A 16,297-nucleotide genomic window follows, 5' to 3' on the forward strand; every position below is an offset into this window, starting at 1 on the left:
CTTCGTTCGTTAGGCGCAGGCTCATTTTTCGGTGAAGTTTTATACCTTGTCTTCCAACGTACAGCCGATCTGCTGTTAACCTTATTTGCAGTTCAAAAATCAGCACTGGGTAAGTTTCAGCACAAAGCCACCGTTCCGGTGTGGGAGTCTTCGTGAAAAAACATCCTCTATCTTCTTTCTCGTCTGTGGCCAGCGTACTGAGCGTAGCTTGTGCTCTGGGGTTGAGCGGTTGCTCGGCAAACTTCGGAGATGTTTCCGATACCACAACCCAAACCGCGGTACACATTCAAGGACTGGTTCATGGTGGCCAGCAACCGATCAGCGGAGCGCATGTGTATATGTACGCGACCAGCACAGCCGCTTATGGTGGTAACGGTATTGCTCCGACAAAAGGCGCCACCGGCAATGCGTCGACCTCGCTGCTGACCGCCGCGACGGGGAACCCGGCAGATGCGAACGGGCACTTCTACGTCACTACGAACACCTTTGGCGACTTCAGTATCAATGGGGCGTTTGCCTGCACGTCCGGCCAGCAGGTGTATCTATACTCGACCGGCGGCGATCCTCAGTTGGCCGGAACAGGAATTGCCGGCACGCCGAATCCCGCGGCCTCTCTAATGGCAGTGGTAGGCGACTGCTCCAGCTCGGCCTTCCCGGGGGTTACCTCGGTGTTCATGAATGAGGTCACCACGGTGGCTGCAGCCTATGCGCTGGCGGGATTTGCTACCGATCCCCTGCACATCGGCGCTCCCAGCTCGGTGGCGGGTCATTCGCTTGCCAGGACCGGCCTGGCCAATGCGTTCCATACCGCGCTGAATCTCGTGAACCAGACCAGCGGTGCAGCCAATGCAACTTTTCCCCTCAACAGCCGGGCCGTAGTTCCCGTGACCACGATCAACACCCTGGCGGACATACTCGCGGCCTGCGTCAACTCCAACGGTGTCAGCTCATCGGGCTGCAGCACACTCTTCTCCAACACGACCTACAGTACAGCTCCGACCGACACAGCAACGGCAGCCATCCATATCGCGCAGCACCCGGCAGCCAACGTCAGCGCGCTGCTCAGCCTGGCAACGAATGCCAGCCCCTTCCAATCCATCCTTACCTCTGCCAACGACCTGTCCCTCGGGGTCCGCTACACCGGCGGCGGATTGAACTCGCCCTTCAGGGTCGCAATCGATGGCGCGGGCAACGCCTGGGTGCCCAATCTCGGAGCCAACACCGTGACCGAGATTTCCAGCGCCGGGACATTTCTCTCCGGGACCAAAGGCTACACCGACGGTGGACTGAACTTACCAGAAGGCATTGCGATCGACCTCTCGGGCAACGCCTGGTTGCCTAATTTCTTAGCGAACTCCGTGACCGAACTCTCCAGCACCGGGGCAGCCCTCTCCGGGAGCAATGGCTACACCGGCGGCGGCATGAGCTTTCCAGAGAGGATCGCGATCGACAGCGTGGGCAACGCCTGGGTTGCCAATGAAGGTAGCACCGTAACCAAACTTTCCAGCACCGGAGCATTTCTCTCCGGGCCCAACGGCTTTACCAGCGGCGGACTGAACGTTCCTTTTGGAATCGCGATCGACGGCGCAAACAACGCCTGGGTGCCTAATGAGGATGGTAACTCCGTGACCGAGTTCTCCAACGCCGGGGCGGTCCTCTCCGGGATCGGGGGCTACATCGGCGGCGGACTGAACTCGCCAGAGGGGATCGCGATCGACAGCGTGGGCAACGCCTGGGTGTTTAATTTCGGAGGTGGCTCCGTGACCAAGTTCTCCAACGCCGGGGCAGTCCTTAACGACTACACCGGCGGCGGCCTGAGTTTTCCAACTGGGATCACGATCGACGGCGCGGGCAATGCCTGGGTCATTAATCAAGGTAACTCCGTAACCGAGATTTCCAACTCCGGGGTATTCCTCTCCGGAGCCAAAGGCTACACCAGCGGCGGCCTGAGCTCGCCCGTTGGGGTCGCGATCGACGGTTCGGGCAACGCCTGGATCACGAATTTACAAGGCAACTCCGTGACTGAGATGATCGGTATAGGTATCCCCGTGATTACTCCAATCGTTGCCGGTCTGCCCGTTATCCCAACCAAGGACGGCAGCAGCAACCTGGGCACACGCCCGTAGCCTCTTCGGCTTCGGACTCTACCTGGCGCTCATTCCCGCGTGTTCTTTGCGCAGGGAGTGGGCGCCATCGTTCGTTGGGTGCGGGCTAATTTTCCGGTGAGTCTACACCTTGCTATTCAAGGTGCTGTTTCTCTGCTGTTAAGCTATTTGCAGTTCAAGATCAGCTCTGGGTAAGTTTCAGCACAAAGCCACCGTTCCGGTGTGGGAGACTTCGTGAAAAACCATCGTCTATCCTTCTCGTCTGTAGCCAGCGTACTGAGCGTGGCTTTTGTTCTGGGGCTGAGCGGTTGCTCGGCAAACTTCGGAACTACCTCCGATACCGCGACACAGACCGCGATGCATATTCGGGGCATCGTTCATGGAGGCCAACAACCGATCAGTGGCTCTCATGTCTATATGTACGCCGCCAGCACAGCCGCTTATGGCGGCCGGGGCATTGCTCCCACTACCGGCAATGCGTCAACCTCGCTGCTGACCGCCGCGACCGGAAACCCGGCGGATTCGAACGCGAATTTCTACGTCGTTACGGACACCTTCGGCAACTTCGATATCAATGGGAACTTTTCCTGCACTCCGAATACCCAGGTCTACCTGTACTCGACGGGCGGCGATCCACAGTTGGCCGGTGCAGGAATCGCCGGCACACCGAATCCTGCAGCTTCGCTGATGGCTGTCGTGGGCAACTGCGCCAGTGCAACGGCCAGCGCGGCCTTCCCGAACGTAACCTCTGTATTCATGAATGAGGTCAGTACGGTGGTTGCGGCGTTTGCCCTGGGGGGCTTTGCTACGGACCCCCTGCACATCGGCGCGCCCAGTGTGGTGTCGGGTCATGCACTCTCCGGTATCGGTCTTGCCAACGCCTTCAACACCGCACTGAATATCGTGAATCAGGCCAGCGGAGTTGCCAATCCGACCTTCCCTACCAATAGCAGCGTTACTGTTCCTGTGACGAGGATCAACACGGTGGCGGACTTCCTGGCCGCCTGCGTCAACTCCAACGGCGTCAGTTCCTCGGGTTGCAGCACGCTCTTGTCCAATACAACATACGGCACAGCCCCTATCGATACGGCGACGGCGGCCATCAACTTCGCGCAGAATCCGAGTGGCCACATCAGTGCGCTGTTCACTCTGGCGACCAACGCCAGTCCCTTCCAGCCCTTCTTCAGCTCGGCCAACGACCTGTCTCTCACCCTCAACTATGCCGGCGGCGGCCTGAACCAACCAGAGGCGATCGCGATCGACGGCTCGGGCAACGTCTGGGCGGCGAATGCCGGACGTGGCTCTGTAACCGAGATCTCCAGTGCCGGGACCTTTCTCTCCGGAGCCAACGGGTACACCGGCGGCGGCCTGAGCTCCCCAGAGGCAATCGCGATCGACGCCGCAGGCAACGCCTGGGTGGGGAATGTCTCAAGTAATTCCGTGACCAAACTCTCCAGCACCGGGACAGTTCTCTCCGGCACCAACGGGTATACCGGCGGCGGCCTGGCCGCGCCAAAGGCGATCGCGATCGACGCCGCGGGTAACGCCTGGGTAGCGAATACCGACGGTAATTCCGTGACCGAGATCTCCAGCGCCGGGGCATTCCTCTCCGGAGCCAACGGCTACATTGGCGGCGGCCTGTCCGATCCGGAGGGGATCGCGATCGATGGTTCGGGCAACGCCTGGGTGAGCAATTTCGGCGGCTCCGCCGTGACCGAGTTCTCCAATGCCGGGGCATTACTCTCCGAGCACACCGGCGGCCTGAGCTTTTCAGAGGGCATCGCGATCGATGGGTCGGGCAGCGCCTGGACGCCAAATGGCTTAAGTGACACGGTGACGGAGTTCTCCAATGCCGGGGTGCTCCTCTCCGGGAACGGCTACACCGGCGGCGGCCTGAACGAGCCCTTTGGGATCGCGATCGACGGCGCGGGCAGCGCCTGGCTGCCGAATTTCAGCGGCAACACCGTGACCGAGTTCTCCAGTACCGGAGCCATCCTCTCTGGGACCGGCTTCTATACCGGCGGCGGCTTGAATGGGCCTGAGGGGATCGCGATCGATGGCTCGGGCAACGTCTGGGTGCCGAATTTCAACGGCAACTCCCTGACCGAGCTGGTCGGCGCCGGTGCCCCCGTGATTACTCCGATCTCTGCAGGCCTACCCGTGATCCCGACGACGGACGGAAGCAGCAATCTTGGCACACGGCCGTAGAACGGCGCGAAGGGTAACGCTGGTTCTTTAACGAACTGAAGACTCAGCACATTAGTCTCTTCGTTATCCGGCTCCCATTCCTGCGTGTTCTTTACGCAGGAATGGGAGCCTTTTCGTCGGATACGGGCCAACTTTTCGATGGAGTTTATCCCTTGCTAGCCAAAGTGAGACGGAGCTGCTGATAACCTAACTGGACTCGGCCCCCGTTCTACATAAGCTGTACGCATGAAACCACCGTTCCGGTGTGGGAGATTTTCGTGAGAAATCGTTGTCTATCCTTTTCGTCTGTGGCCAGCGTACTGAGCGTGGCTTTTGCTCTGGGGCTGAGCGGCTGCTCGGCGAACTTCGGAACCACTTCCGATACCGCAACGCAGACTGCGGTGCACATTCATGGCATCGTTCATGGAGGTCAGCAGCCGCTTAGTGGCGCGCAGGTCTATATGTATGCGGCGAGCACGTTCGGTTATGGCGGTAACGGCATCGCTCCCTCATCGACCAATGCATCGACCTCCTTGCTGACTGCAGCCACGGGAAACCCGGCGGATGGGAACGGGAACTTCTACGTCACGACGGATGCCGCGGGCAACTTCGATATCAATGGAGCGTTTGCCTGCAGCCCGGGGACAGAGGTCTATCTGTATTCGGCGGGCGGCGATCCGCAGTTGGCCGGCATAGGAGTTGCCGGCGCATCGAACCCTGCGGCCACGCTGCTGGCGCTGGTCGGCAACTGCGCCAGCGGGACGCCCGGTGCCGCCTTCCCGACCGTTACGTCGGTGGCGATGAATGAAGTCAGCACGGTAGCTGCAGCGTATGCCCTCGCAGGCTTTGCCACCGATCCGCTGCACATCGGCGCGCCTACCGCATCAGGCGATACGCTCGCCGGGACCGGCCTGACCAACGCCTTCACAACCGGGTTGAATCTAGTGAACCAAGTCACCGGCTTGCCCAATCCGACCTTTCCTCTGAACAGCAACGCTGTCGTCCCCGTGACCACGATCAACACCGTGGCGGATGTTCTGGCTGCCTGCGTCAACTCCAACGGTGTCAGCTCGTCCGGTTGCAGCACGCTCTTCGCCAACACGACCTACGCCACGACGCCCACCGATACGGCAGCAGCAGCCATCAACCTCGCGCAGAACGCGGGGACCAACATTAATTTTCTGGTCCAGTTGGCAAATAACGCCAGTCCCTTCCAGCCCTTCAACAGCTCTCTCATCGACTTCTCCCTCGGGATCAACTACACCGGCGGCGGCCTTAGCTTCTCCAATGGGATCGCGATCGATGGCTCGGGTAACGTCTGGGTTGCGAATTCCGGAACGCTCTCAGTGACCAAGATCTCCAGTACCGGGACCTATCTCTCCGGAGCCACTGGCTACCCGACCGCAGCCGGGAATATCGCGATCGACACCTCGGGCAATGCCTGGGTCACCAGCGGTAATTTTTCCGTAACGAAGCTCTCCGGTACCGGGACAGTCCTCAGCGTCGTCAACGGCTCCTCCGGCGGCGCCCTGGACGAGCCACAGTCACTCGCGATCGACGGCTCGGGGAACGTCTGGGTGAATGATTTTGAGAATAACTCCGTAACCGAGATCTCCAGCACCGGGGTAATCCTCTCCGGGAACGGCTACACCGGCGGCGGCCTGAACGAACCGGATGGGATCGCAATCGACGGCGCGGGCAATGTCTGGTCGGGGAATTTCACTGCTAACTCCGTGACCAAGCTCTCCAATGCCGGGACAATCCTCTCCGGAGCTAACGGCTACACCGGCGGCGGCTTGACAACGCCCGAGCAGATCGCGGTTGACGGCTCGGGCAATGCCTGGATAGCGGGTGGAGGGTTCTCTGTCGCCGAGATCTCCAATACCGGGACATTCCTCTCAGGGAGCACCGGCTACTTCGCCGATGGGACCGTGAACGAGGCCAGTGGGATCGCGATCGACGGGGCGGGCAATGCCTGGGTGGCCAACACCTTCGGCTCCGTGGTCGGGATCTCCAGCACCGGGGATACTCTCTCCGGTTTCAGCGGCTACACCAGCGGCGGCTTGAATGGGCCCATGCAGATCGCGATAGACGGCTCAGGCAACGCCTGGATCACGAATTTCCAAGGCAGCTCCGTGACCGAGATGATCGGCATCGGTGTCCCTGTCATCACTCCGATCGCTGCCGGTCTGTCCGCGTTCCCTACTCCGGACGGAAGCAGCCGCCTGGGCACACGCCCGTAGCTTCTTCGGCTTCGGGACTCTACATGGCGCTCATTCCCGCGCGTTCTTTGCGCAGGGGGTGGGCGCCTTTGTTCGTTACACCCGAACTAACAATTTCCGGTGGAGTTTACCCCTGCTATTCAAAGTGCTGTTTCTCTGCTGTTAAGCTATTTGCAGTTCAGATCAGCTCTGGGTAAGTTTCAGCACAAAGCCACCGTTCCGGTGTGGGAGACTTCGTGAAAAACCATCGTCTATTCGTCTCGTCTGTAGCCAGCGTACTGGGCGTGGCTTTTGCTCTGGGGCTGAGCGGTTGCTCGGCGAATTTCGGAGATGTTTCCAATGCCGCAACGCAAACCGCGATGCACATTCGAGGTGTGGTGCATGGTGGTCAGCAGCCGATCAGCGGCTCGCATGTGTACATGTATGCCGCCAGCACAACCGCTTATGGCGGCCAGGGCATCGCTCCCACTTCAGGCAATGCGTCGACCTCGCTGCTAACGGCAGCGACCGGGAACCCGGCGGATTCAAACGGGAATTTCTACGTCACCACAGACGCCTTCGGCAACTTCGATATCAATGGAGCGTTTGCCTGCACTCCGAATACCCAGGTCTATCTGTATTCGACCGGAGGCGATCCACAGTTAGCGGGCGCAGGAATCCCCGGCACACCGAATGCCGCGGCTTCGCTGATGGCTGTCGTAGGCAACTGCGCCAGCGCGACAGCCAGCTCGGCCTTCCCGCACGTGACCTCAGTGTTCATGAATGAGATCACCACGCAGGTTGCGGCGTTTGCCCTGGCAGGCTTTGCCACGGATCCCCTGCACATTGGCGCGCCCAGCGCGGTGACCGGCCACTCCCTCGCCGGAGTCGGCCTGGCTAACGCCTTCAATACCGCGCTGAACATTGTGAATCAGGCCACCGGAGTTCCCAATCCGACCTTTCCCAACAACAGCAACGTCGCAGTTCCTGTGGAGAGGATCGACACCGTGGCGGACTTTCTCGCGGCCTGCGTCAACTCCAACGGACCAAGCTCGTCGGGATGCAGCACACTCTTCGCCAACACGAACTACGGCACAGCGCCCACCGATACGGCCATGGCCGCCATCAACTTCGCCCAGAATCCGAATGGCAACGTTGGAGCTCTGCTCACCCTGGCCACCAACGCCAGTCCCTTCCAACCTTTCTTCACCTCGGCCAACGACTTGTCTCTTACGCTTAACTACACGGGTGGCGGCCTGAACTTTGCAAAGGGAATCGCGATCGACGGTGCGGGCAACGCCTGGGTGACAAATCAGGGTGGCAGTTCCGTGACCGAAATCTCGAGCAGCGGGACATTCCTCTCCGGAGCCAACGGTTTCACCGGCGGTGGCCTGAATGCGCCCATTGGGCTTGCGATCGACGGTGCGGGCAATGCCTGGGTGGCGAGTGACTCAGGTAACTCCGTAACCGAGATTTCAAGCTCCGGAGCGTTCCTCTCCGGAACCAGCGGTTTCACCGGTAGCGGCCTGGGCAGCCCCTTTGCGATCGCGATCGACAGCCCTGGCAACGTCTGGGTGGTGAATGCCGACGATGGCTCCGTGACCAAGCTCTCCAGCTCTGGGGCAGTCCTCTCCAGCTACACCGGCGGCGGCCTGGATGGACCCATTGGGATCGCGGTCGACGGTGCGGGCAATGCCTGGGTGACGAATGACTCAGGTAACTCCGTAACCGAGATTTCCAGCTCCGGAGCGTTCCTATCAGGGACCAACGGCTACTTTGGTGGCGGCCTGACTGCACCAGCGGAGATCGCAATCGACGGTACAGGCAACGCCTGGATAACGAACAGCCAAGCCACTTCCTTGAGCGAATTTTCCAACTCCGGGACGGTCCTATCAGGGACCAACGGCTACTCAGGCGGCGGCCTGAACGCGGCAATCGGGATCGCGATCGACGGTGCGGGCAACGTCTGGGCGGCTAATTTACTGGGCAACACCGTGACCAAGCTCTCCGGTACCGGAACGGTCCTTTCCGGTACCGGTTTCTATACCGGCGGTGGACTGGACGAGCCCTATGCGATCGCGATCGATGGCTCGGGCAATGTCTGGGTGTCCAATCTCATAGGTAAGTCTCTGACCGAGATCATCGGCGCGGCTGCTCCTGTGATTACTCCCATCGTTGCCGGGCTGCCTGCTACTCCAACGCCGGATGGAAGCAGCAACCTGGGCACACGCCCGTAGAGCGCAGCACAAAACCACCGTTCCGGTGTGGGAGAATCTCGGGAAAAACCGTCGTCTATCCTTTTTATCTGTGGCCAGCGTACTGGGCGTGGCTTTTGTTCCTGGGCTCAGCGGCTGCTCCGCGAACTTCGGAGATGTTTCTACGGCCTCGACGCAGACGGCCATGCACATTCGGGGCCTGGTCCATGGAGGCCAGCAGCCGATCAGTGGAACACACGTCTACATGTATGCAGCCAGCACGGTTGCTTACGGGGGTAGCGGCATCGCCCCCACCTCCGGTCCTACCGGCAATGCGTCGACCTCGCTGCTGACCTCCTCGACCGGGAACCCGGCCGATACGAACGGGAACTTCTACGTGACCACGGATGCGGGAGGCACCTTCGATATCAACGGCGCGTTCGCCTGTTCTTCCGGCCAGCAGGTCTACCTGTAGACGACAGGCGGCGATCCGCAGTTGGCAGGGGCGGGCGTTGCCGGTACGCCGAATCCCGCAGCCTCACTGCTGGCGGTTGTAGGCGATTGCGCCAGCGCAACAACCGGAGCCGCCTTTCCGGGGGTTACGTCGGTGGCGATGAATGAGATCACCACGGTGGCTGCGGCGTATGCGCTGGCAGGCTTTGCGACTGATTCTCTGCACATCGGCGCTCCCAGCGCGGTAAAGGGCCATGCACTCTCCAGAACCGGGTTGGCCAATGCTTTCACCATCGCGCTGAATCTCGCGAACCAGGTCAGTGGAGTTCCCAATGCGACTCTGCCCCTGAACAGCAACGCTGTCGTGCCGGTGACGACGATCAACACCCTGGCAGACATCCTTGCTGCGTGCATCAACTCCAACGGGGTTAGCTCGTCGGGATGCAGCACGCTTTTCGCAAACACGACCTACGGTACCGCTCCAACCGATACGGCAACGGCGGCGATCAATATTGCCCAGCACCCCGGAGCCAATGTCAGCGCGCTACTCAACCTGGCAACCAATGCCAGCCCCTTCCAGCCGATTACCTCGGTCAACGACTTTTTCCTCGGCATCAACTACACCGGCGGCGGCCTGAACAATCCACAGGGAATCGCGATCGACGGCGCGGGCAATGCCTGGGTGGCTGAGTCCTCCGGTAATTCTGTCATTGAGTTCTCAAGCGCCGGGAAAGTCCTCTCCGGAGCGGCCGGCTACACCGGCGGCGGCCTGAATGGCCCCCTTGCGATCTCCATCGATAGCTCAAACAACGTCTGGGTGGCGAACAGCTCAGCCGCCAGCGTGACCAAGTTCTCCAGCAGTGGGGCGGTCCTTTCGGGAACCAGCGGCTACACGGGCGGCGGAGTGAGGTTTCCACAGGGAATCGCGATCGATGGTTCAGGCAATGCCTGGGTTATTGGCTACTTTAGTGATGGCCTGGACGAGTTCTCCAGTACCGGTGCAGTTCTCTTCGGGAGCGGCGGACTGAACGTGCCAGGGGGGATCGCGATCGACGCTTCCGGCAACGCCTGGATACCGAATGGGGGGCGCAACGCCGTAACCGAGTTCTCCAACGCCGGGGCAATCCTCTCTGGAACCGGCTACACCGGCGGCGGCCTGAGCCAGCCCTTAGACGTCGCGATCGATGGCGCGGGCAATGTCTGGCTGGCGAATAACTCAAGCGATAGCGTGACCGTGCTTTCCAACACTGGAGCGGCTCTCTCCGGAACCGGCGGCTATACCAGTGGCGGCCTGATTTTTCCCCTCTGGATAGCGGTCGATGGCTCGGGCAACGTCTGGGCGACAAATTACCAGGGGAATTCCGTGACAGAGCTGATCGGCGTAGGTGCTCCGGTAATCACTTCCATCGCTGCCGGTTTGCCGGTTATCCCAACGCTGAATGGAAGCAGCAAGCTGGGTACACGACCGTAGCGTCCGCGCCCGACACAACTAGCAGCATTGCTGCACGTAGCGCCTTCTAACGGCGGGGCTTACAGGTCGCAGAAAAGTTCGTACTTGAGCTTTAGGGCCAAGGGCCCGTTTCATACCAGCCTGGGGCTATGCTTCCCGAGCCAGCACGCGACAGCGTGGTAGCTCGGGAAGCGTAGCCCCAGGTTACGTGCAGGAGAAGAAGTTGAGGGCTGTAAGCCCTATTCATCGTGCCTGCACGATGAGTCGGGCTTACAGCCCTCTGATTTTTTACAGACCCTGTACCTGGGCCTACGCTTGCAGCGAGCTAAAAACCGCTCGCTGCTGCGCTCCACCCCAGGCTGGTATGAAACGGGCCGTTGGCCCTAAAGATCAAACGCTCTTGCAGCCATAAGACGTTGCTTTGAACGGCGGGGCTAAAGCTCCGCCGTTCAGACAAGAGATCTTCCAGATCTAGAACAGCTCTCCTCAGGAACGCGCTAACACCTGCTCGATGGCGCGCACCAGTGTTGGCGAGTCGTTGAGGCTCTCCGGGCGCCAGAGCTGCATGCCCAGTCCGCGTGCTGCGTCCCGGAAGTGGATGTCGATGTCATAGAGAATCTCGACGTGGTCACAGAGGAAGCCGATGGGTTGAATCACGACTCCCTTGTGGCCTTCTTCAGCCAGGGCTTTCAGTGTGTCCTCTACGGTCGGGCCGATCCACGGAGCTCCGGCGACGCCCTGGCTCTGGAAGGCAAAGAACCAATCGGCATCGGTAAGACTGACGAGCGAAGCGACACGCGCAGCGGTCTGCTTGGCTTCGACAGGATAGAGGTCGGGCGTGGAGGTGGCTCCGTAGTTCTGAATGCCGTCGGCGGGGACAGGGGCTCCGGGCCGGGAGCTTTCTCCAGCAGTAGCGAGAATCGTGCGGCAAGGAACCGAGTGCGCAGTGAAGACGACAGGAACCTGCGTGCCGAGTGTGGCGCGGGCTTCCGCCAACGTTGGCTTGAGCTTCTCCGCGAAGGCCTGCGCGAGCAGCGGTTCGTCGGCCCAGCCGGCGATGAAGTCATAGGTGAACGCGCCGTCGAGGGCAGACTCCAGAGCGCGGCGATAGAGGCCGGTAGAGGTGCGCGAGTTTTGCGGCGCGAGGCAGAGCACACGGGCGTGGGTGACTCCATCGGCCTTCATCTGCGCGACGGTGTCGGCGATATAGGGATGCCAGTTGCGCATGCCCACGTAGACCTTGGTGTCCATCGCCTCTTGCAGCATCTCGGCCTGGCGCAGGGTCCAGCGTGTGAGAGGAGGGCCCTCGGGCAGCGGCTCGTTGCGCAGGCCGATCTCGGCATAGCGGTGCTGTAGCTCTTCGATGACGTGCTGCGGCATGGGGCGGCCGCCGGTTACCTTGTCGAGATAGGCGGCCATCTCGTCGAGCTTGTCTGGAGTGCCGTGAGCGAGGAGCAGGATGGCCGAGCGACCGGCTGTCGGGGTCTGATTCATAGTCTTATTTATGGTACCGCTCTCGCGAGGTCGCGGCGCCCATCACGAAGAGGTCGATGCTATTCGAGATATAGCTTGAGCGGTCTAGATAACTTCGTGTGGCAAGACCCGGAAGGCCGGCTTCAGCCGGGCCGCAAAAGCCGGATTGTGGAACAAGACCTCTCTGCCGAAGGCTGGAACGAAGGCATAGCCGGAGCGACGGAATTGCCTTCCTCAGTGCCGCCAAGACTGTGCAGGGCTCACGAAGGCTGTATCCGTGGCGAGCATAGCTGTTTCGACACGGCCAAGGAAAGCAATTCAGTCGTTACGGCTGCGCCTTCACTCCAGCCTTCGGCAGAGTGGTACGGGCCTTTCGGCCCGACCTTTGCGGCCTGGCTGAAGCCAGGCCCTTCCGTCTCTTGCCTCAAGAAGACTGCTTGCACAGTTCGACTTCACTCAAAAGCAATTTGACGGCAATACCTACGGAATGAGTTCGGCGACAACTTCTACGTCCAGGTGGCGGGTGCTGCCAGGGACATCGATCTGGCCGAGAGCCAGGGGTTTACCAAGCGTGACATTGAAGTTTCCCTCGAGGACTGACTGGCGGATGACAGGTTCTTGCGCCCCTTGGATGGTCTGGGTTTCACCGACGCCGGATTGCTCGACCTTGGACTTAAGACGAAGTCCGTTGGCAACCTGGTTGATCGTGCTGTCGATGTTTATGCCGACATCAAGGTAAGTGAACTGCACCTGCGTGCCGTTTTTGCCGCCGTCGTACTGGCCGGTGGCAACAGGCACCTTGCTACCCTGCTTGAGGCTGGTGCGCTGGCCGTCGACAGCGACGACGGAGAAGTGCTCGACGCCGATGCGCTTGCCCGAGTCAGAATCGGTGAAGGTGTAGGTGAGTCGATAGGTCTTGTGGGGCTGGTCCAGATCTTTGATGAGCTTGTTCGCAAGAGCGATCTGGTCTGGTGGCCCTCCAATGGCGATGGCGTTTTGCGAGATGACCAGATAGATCTTGACGCCTGGGTCGAGCATGTTCCGTAATGCGACCATGATCTCATTGGCGTCGTTCTGCTGAGTAACGTTATTGAGATAAATCATATGGGTGGATTCGACCGAAGGAATGCGATAAGGGGCCAGGTATTCTTCCCTGCTCTTGGGCTTCGGAGTAGCAGCGGAGGTGTCTTGCGCTGACTTCTCCTGCGAGGGAGCGGAGTCCTGCGCATGAGCGGTGAAGCCCAGCGGAAGGATCGTGAGAGCGAGAGCCAGGAGGGTTTGAGAACCGATGCGGTGGATGTGAGTTTTGGTCATAAGAGAGGACTCCATTCGAGCGTTAGTTGGAAGAAGGTGCAGGAGGGTCGGGTACGGGAGAAGGTGGAGGCTCATCCGGCTTCGGAGAAGCGCTTGTGGGATGCATGGATTCGGACAGGGCAAGAGGGCCGAGGAGAAGCTTGGCGTACTGCTGGATATCGCTCTTTTTGCGATCTTCAGCAGCGGCGCGAAGCGAGGAGGCATAGGCGGGTTCAAGCTCGGCGACTTCGATGGGATCGCCCTTGCGTGCGGCAGAGAGAAGAAGCCTCTCCTCCGCGGTGAGAGGCATGGGTGGGGCGGGATGGCTGGGAGCGTTGGTGTCATCCAGCGCCTGCCGATCGGCAGCCGCAAGAGTCGATGAGGTATCCGGCAGGGTGGACTTTGGAGTTCTCTGGATGCCAGAGGATTTGGAGCCTCCCGGATTGTTGGTGGCGTAGACCGCTTTGTGCGCGGTGTTGTCCGCGGGAACAACGCGAGGCAGTTGCGACTGCGACGTAATGGGCGTGGCGATCGTCGTGGGGCGGTGATGCGTGATGAAGTAGGCGATGGTGGCAACAAGCACCACCGAGACCGCGGCAAACTGCCAGTTCCATGACGGCAGGCTGAGGACGTGACGCCACAAGGGAGTAGGGGCAGTGGCGCGTTGCCGCAAGGCGGCGAGAAGACGCTGCTCCATACCAGCGTCGGGCTGGGCTTCTCGGATTCCGGTGAGGGCCTGCTGGATGAGCTCTTCTGAAGTTCTCTTCATGCATTGCCTCCTTTTTCGAGACGGGTGCGAAGGCGTGAGCGCGCACGAAACAACAGCGCCCGAACGGCTGATTCGCTTCTTGAGACGACCTGCGCCATCTCGGCTGTGTCGAGTTCTTCCAGAGCGGAGAGCAGCAGAACCTGGCGCTCCGCCTTCGGCAATCTTTCGATCTCACGAAAGACGGCCTTCATTCTCTGCGCCTCATTTAAAGCAACGTCGGCGGGCATGTGATGGGCGACGAGGCTTTCGGCGAAGATCTCGTCCATCTGTTCAGGACGGATGCGGCGACGGCGATCGAGGGAGAGATTCCACGCGACACGAACAAGCCACACGCGCATGTCACGCACCCCAGGCAAGGTGCGACGGTGCTCCAGGACGCGAACAAAGGCGTCCTGCACTACGTCTTCAGCCTCTGCCTTGTTGCGCAGGACGGAGTGAGCGACACGAAAGAGCAGCGCTGAATATGCCTCCACAAGAGCCGCAAGATCGATCTCCGATCCGGCGGTCTGCGCAGACAGCAAGTCCAAGCTGTATCCCTCTGACAAAATCACGTTGCCCTTCTATTCGGACAGACGCGCGATTGCGGGGATCGCTCGAAAATATTTTCAGGGGGTAGGGACAGTTGGTGAAATCAAGCTCGATGCACTCATAGCTTTTGTTTTGTGTCTCTCCACGAAAGCGTCATCCTGAGCGTAGCGTCCCGGCCTTTGGGGACTCGGAGTCGAAGGACCCGAGGGCTGCAATCTTGCCCACGTCCTTCGCACTTTTTCTACCTCGAGCGCTCGAGCCGGGACGTTCGTGCTGGAAAAGATCCTGACCTCTATCGGCGAAATCAAGTCCCTCGGGGTCCTTCGACTACGCGCCTCGCAAAAGCGCGAGGCGCTTCGTTCAGGATGACGCTCCTGTGGGGTTTGAAAACATTTGGTTAAGTTCGTTACTACCGATTGACCAGACGCCCCTCGGTCGAGATGACAATTCTGAGGTGAGTTACCTGCCCGCGTGCGGCTTGATGACGCCGTACTCCTTGACCCATTCGACAACGCGGATGACGTTGTCTACAGGAGTGCCGGGGACGATGCCGTGTCCGAGGTTGAAGATGTGTCCGGGGCGGCCGTTCGCGAGGTTCAGAACCTCCTGCACACGGTCGCGGAGAACGTCTTCCGGAGCGAAGAGGGTGATCGGGTCGAGGTTGCCCTGCACCGCGCAACCTGCGCCCGCAGCACGCCAGCCTTCGTCGAGCGGAATGCGCCAGTCGAGGCCGAGGACGTCTGCCGTGGTCTCGCGCATGGTGGGCAGCAGCGACGCGGTGTCGACACCGAAGTAGATCACCGGAACGCCGAGTGCCTTGACGCGGCGCACGAGCTCCGTGGTGGGAGCGAGGCAGTACTGGCGATAGTCGCTAACCGAGAGCGCACCAGCCCACGAGTCGAAGATCTGGATGACGTCCGCGCCCGCTTCGACCTGCTGCTCGGCGTAGGCGACGAGGACCGTGACGAGCTTCTCCATCAGCAGCGCCCAGGTCGCGTCGTGCGAGTACATGATCTTTTTTGTCTCGACGTAGTTGCGTGAGCTGCCGCCTTCGATCATGTAGCTGGCCAACGTGAAGGGAGCGCCGCAGAAGCCGATGATGCCGAGCGTGTCGCCGTCGGGGCGAGGCGCGTTGAAGTGCTTGGCGACCTTCTCAATCGCGCTGGCGACGTAGCGTAGATCGTCCGTACGGTCGGTGCGCAGCGCCTGCACGTGCTCTAACGAGCGCACGGGCGTGTTGACGACGGGGCCTTCCCCGTTGACGAACTCGAAGTCGAGGCCCATGGGAGTAAAGGGCAGCAGAAGGTCGGCAAAGATGATCGCCGCATCAACGCCAAGGCGCTCGGCAGCGGTAATCGTGACCTCCGAGGCGATCTCCGGGGTTCGGCAGATGTCGAGCAGCGAGTGATGCTTGCGCACAGCCATGTACTCCGGCATGTAGCGTCCGGCCTGACGCAGGAACCACACGGGGGTGCGATCCACGGGCAGGCGCAGACAGGCGCGAACAAAGCGGCTTCCGCTGGTTTCCGGCAAGGAGGTCTCGGTCTCTAGGGCATGGTTACGTGTGTTTTCGGGCAGATTTTCCATGAATGTAGTCAACGTATTAAGGCTAGCACCTTCAGCGACGATTTCCCCTCGTCCAA

At 60.5% G+C, this 16,297-nt stretch carries 11 protein-coding genes; 6 read left to right on the forward strand and 5 right to left on the reverse strand.

Annotation, left to right across the window (positions count from 1 at the left end; genetic code table 11):
* Positions 1 to 152: 152 nt before the first annotated feature.
* From ACIX8_RS19935 to ACIX8_RS19960, 6 genes are all read left to right on the forward strand, one after another.
* Positions 153 to 2,126 (forward strand): NHL repeat-containing protein, encoded by a 1,974-nt coding sequence (locus ACIX8_RS19935; RefSeq protein WP_014267190.1) that lies wholly within the window; start codon positions 153 to 155, stop codon positions 2,124 to 2,126.
* Between the two features lie 213 nt (positions 2,127 to 2,339).
* The gene (locus tag ACIX8_RS19940; RefSeq protein WP_014267191.1) at positions 2,340 to 4,313 is read left to right on the forward strand and encodes an NHL repeat-containing protein; all 1,974 of its coding nucleotides are present in this window, start codon (positions 2,340 to 2,342) and stop codon (positions 4,311 to 4,313) included.
* A 257-nt stretch (positions 4,314 to 4,570) separates the two neighbouring features.
* Complete coding sequence (locus ACIX8_RS19945; protein WP_014267192.1) at positions 4,571 to 6,535, forward strand: NHL repeat-containing protein; 1,965 nt, start codon at positions 4,571 to 4,573, stop codon at positions 6,533 to 6,535.
* Positions 6,536 to 6,750: 215 nt separating this feature from the next.
* A complete protein-coding gene (locus tag ACIX8_RS19950) occupies positions 6,751 to 8,730 on the forward strand; it encodes an NHL repeat-containing protein (protein ID WP_014267193.1) in 1,980 nt (659 codons plus the stop codon).
* 88 nt (positions 8,731 to 8,818) lie between these two features.
* Positions 8,819 to 9,163, forward strand: a complete 345-nt coding sequence (locus ACIX8_RS26430) for a hypothetical protein (RefSeq protein ID WP_317623990.1) — start codon at positions 8,819 to 8,821, stop codon at positions 9,161 to 9,163.
* Positions 9,164 to 9,184: 21 nt separating this feature from the next.
* Entirely contained in the window at positions 9,185 to 10,612 is a 1,428-nt protein-coding gene (locus ACIX8_RS19960) for an NHL repeat-containing protein (RefSeq protein ID WP_014267195.1), read from the forward strand.
* A 465-nt stretch (positions 10,613 to 11,077) separates the two neighbouring features.
* On the opposite strand, the gene ACIX8_RS19965 is transcribed toward ACIX8_RS19960, so the two are convergent.
* The 5 genes from ACIX8_RS19965 to hemE form a co-directional block, all read right to left on the reverse strand.
* Entirely contained in the window at positions 11,078 to 12,085 is a 1,008-nt protein-coding gene (locus ACIX8_RS19965) for a ferrochelatase (protein ID WP_014267196.1), read from the reverse strand.
* 459 nt (positions 12,086 to 12,544) lie between these two features.
* Entirely contained in the window at positions 12,545 to 13,378 is an 834-nt protein-coding gene (locus tag ACIX8_RS19970; RefSeq protein WP_014267197.1) for a secretin N-terminal domain-containing protein, read from the reverse strand.
* 22 nt (positions 13,379 to 13,400) lie between these two features.
* Positions 13,401 to 14,126 carry a hypothetical protein gene (locus ACIX8_RS26035; RefSeq protein WP_014267198.1) on the reverse strand — a complete coding sequence of 242 codons (726 nt, stop codon included), beginning with the start codon at positions 14,124 to 14,126 and terminating at the stop codon, positions 13,401 to 13,403.
* Positions 14,123 to 14,653, reverse strand: coding sequence for an RNA polymerase sigma factor (locus ACIX8_RS19980; RefSeq protein ID WP_223295397.1), 531 nt, complete (start codon positions 14,651 to 14,653; stop codon positions 14,123 to 14,125). Before ACIX8_RS19980 ends, ACIX8_RS26035 begins: the two co-directional genes overlap by 4 nt.
* A 460-nt stretch (positions 14,654 to 15,113) precedes the next feature.
* Positions 15,114 to 16,241, reverse strand: coding sequence for a uroporphyrinogen decarboxylase (hemE, locus tag ACIX8_RS19985; RefSeq protein ID WP_014267200.1), 1,128 nt, complete (start codon positions 16,239 to 16,241; stop codon positions 15,114 to 15,116).
* Between the last annotated feature and the right edge of the window lie 56 nt (positions 16,242 to 16,297).

Source organism: Granulicella mallensis MP5ACTX8 (assembly GCF_000178955.2).
In the GTDB taxonomy this organism is placed as follows: Bacteria; Acidobacteriota; Terriglobia; order Terriglobales; family Acidobacteriaceae; genus Granulicella; species Granulicella mallensis.

What these genes read in the sequence shown, in the direction of transcription:
- ACIX8_RS19970 (WP_014267197.1), bottom strand. Translation starts at nt 13,378, where the DNA reads ATGACCAAAACTCACATCCACCGCATCGGTTCTCAAACCCTCCTGGCT.
- hemE (WP_014267200.1), bottom strand. Translation starts at nt 16,241, where the DNA reads ATGGAAAATCTGCCCGAAAACACACGTAACCATGCCCTAGAGACCGAG.
- ACIX8_RS26035 (WP_014267198.1), bottom strand. Translation starts at nt 14,126, where the DNA reads ATGAAGAGAACTTCAGAAGAGCTCATCCAGCAGGCCCTCACCGGAATC.
- ACIX8_RS19965 (WP_014267196.1), bottom strand. Translation starts at nt 12,085, where the DNA reads ATGAATCAGACCCCGACAGCCGGTCGCTCGGCCATCCTGCTCCTCGCT.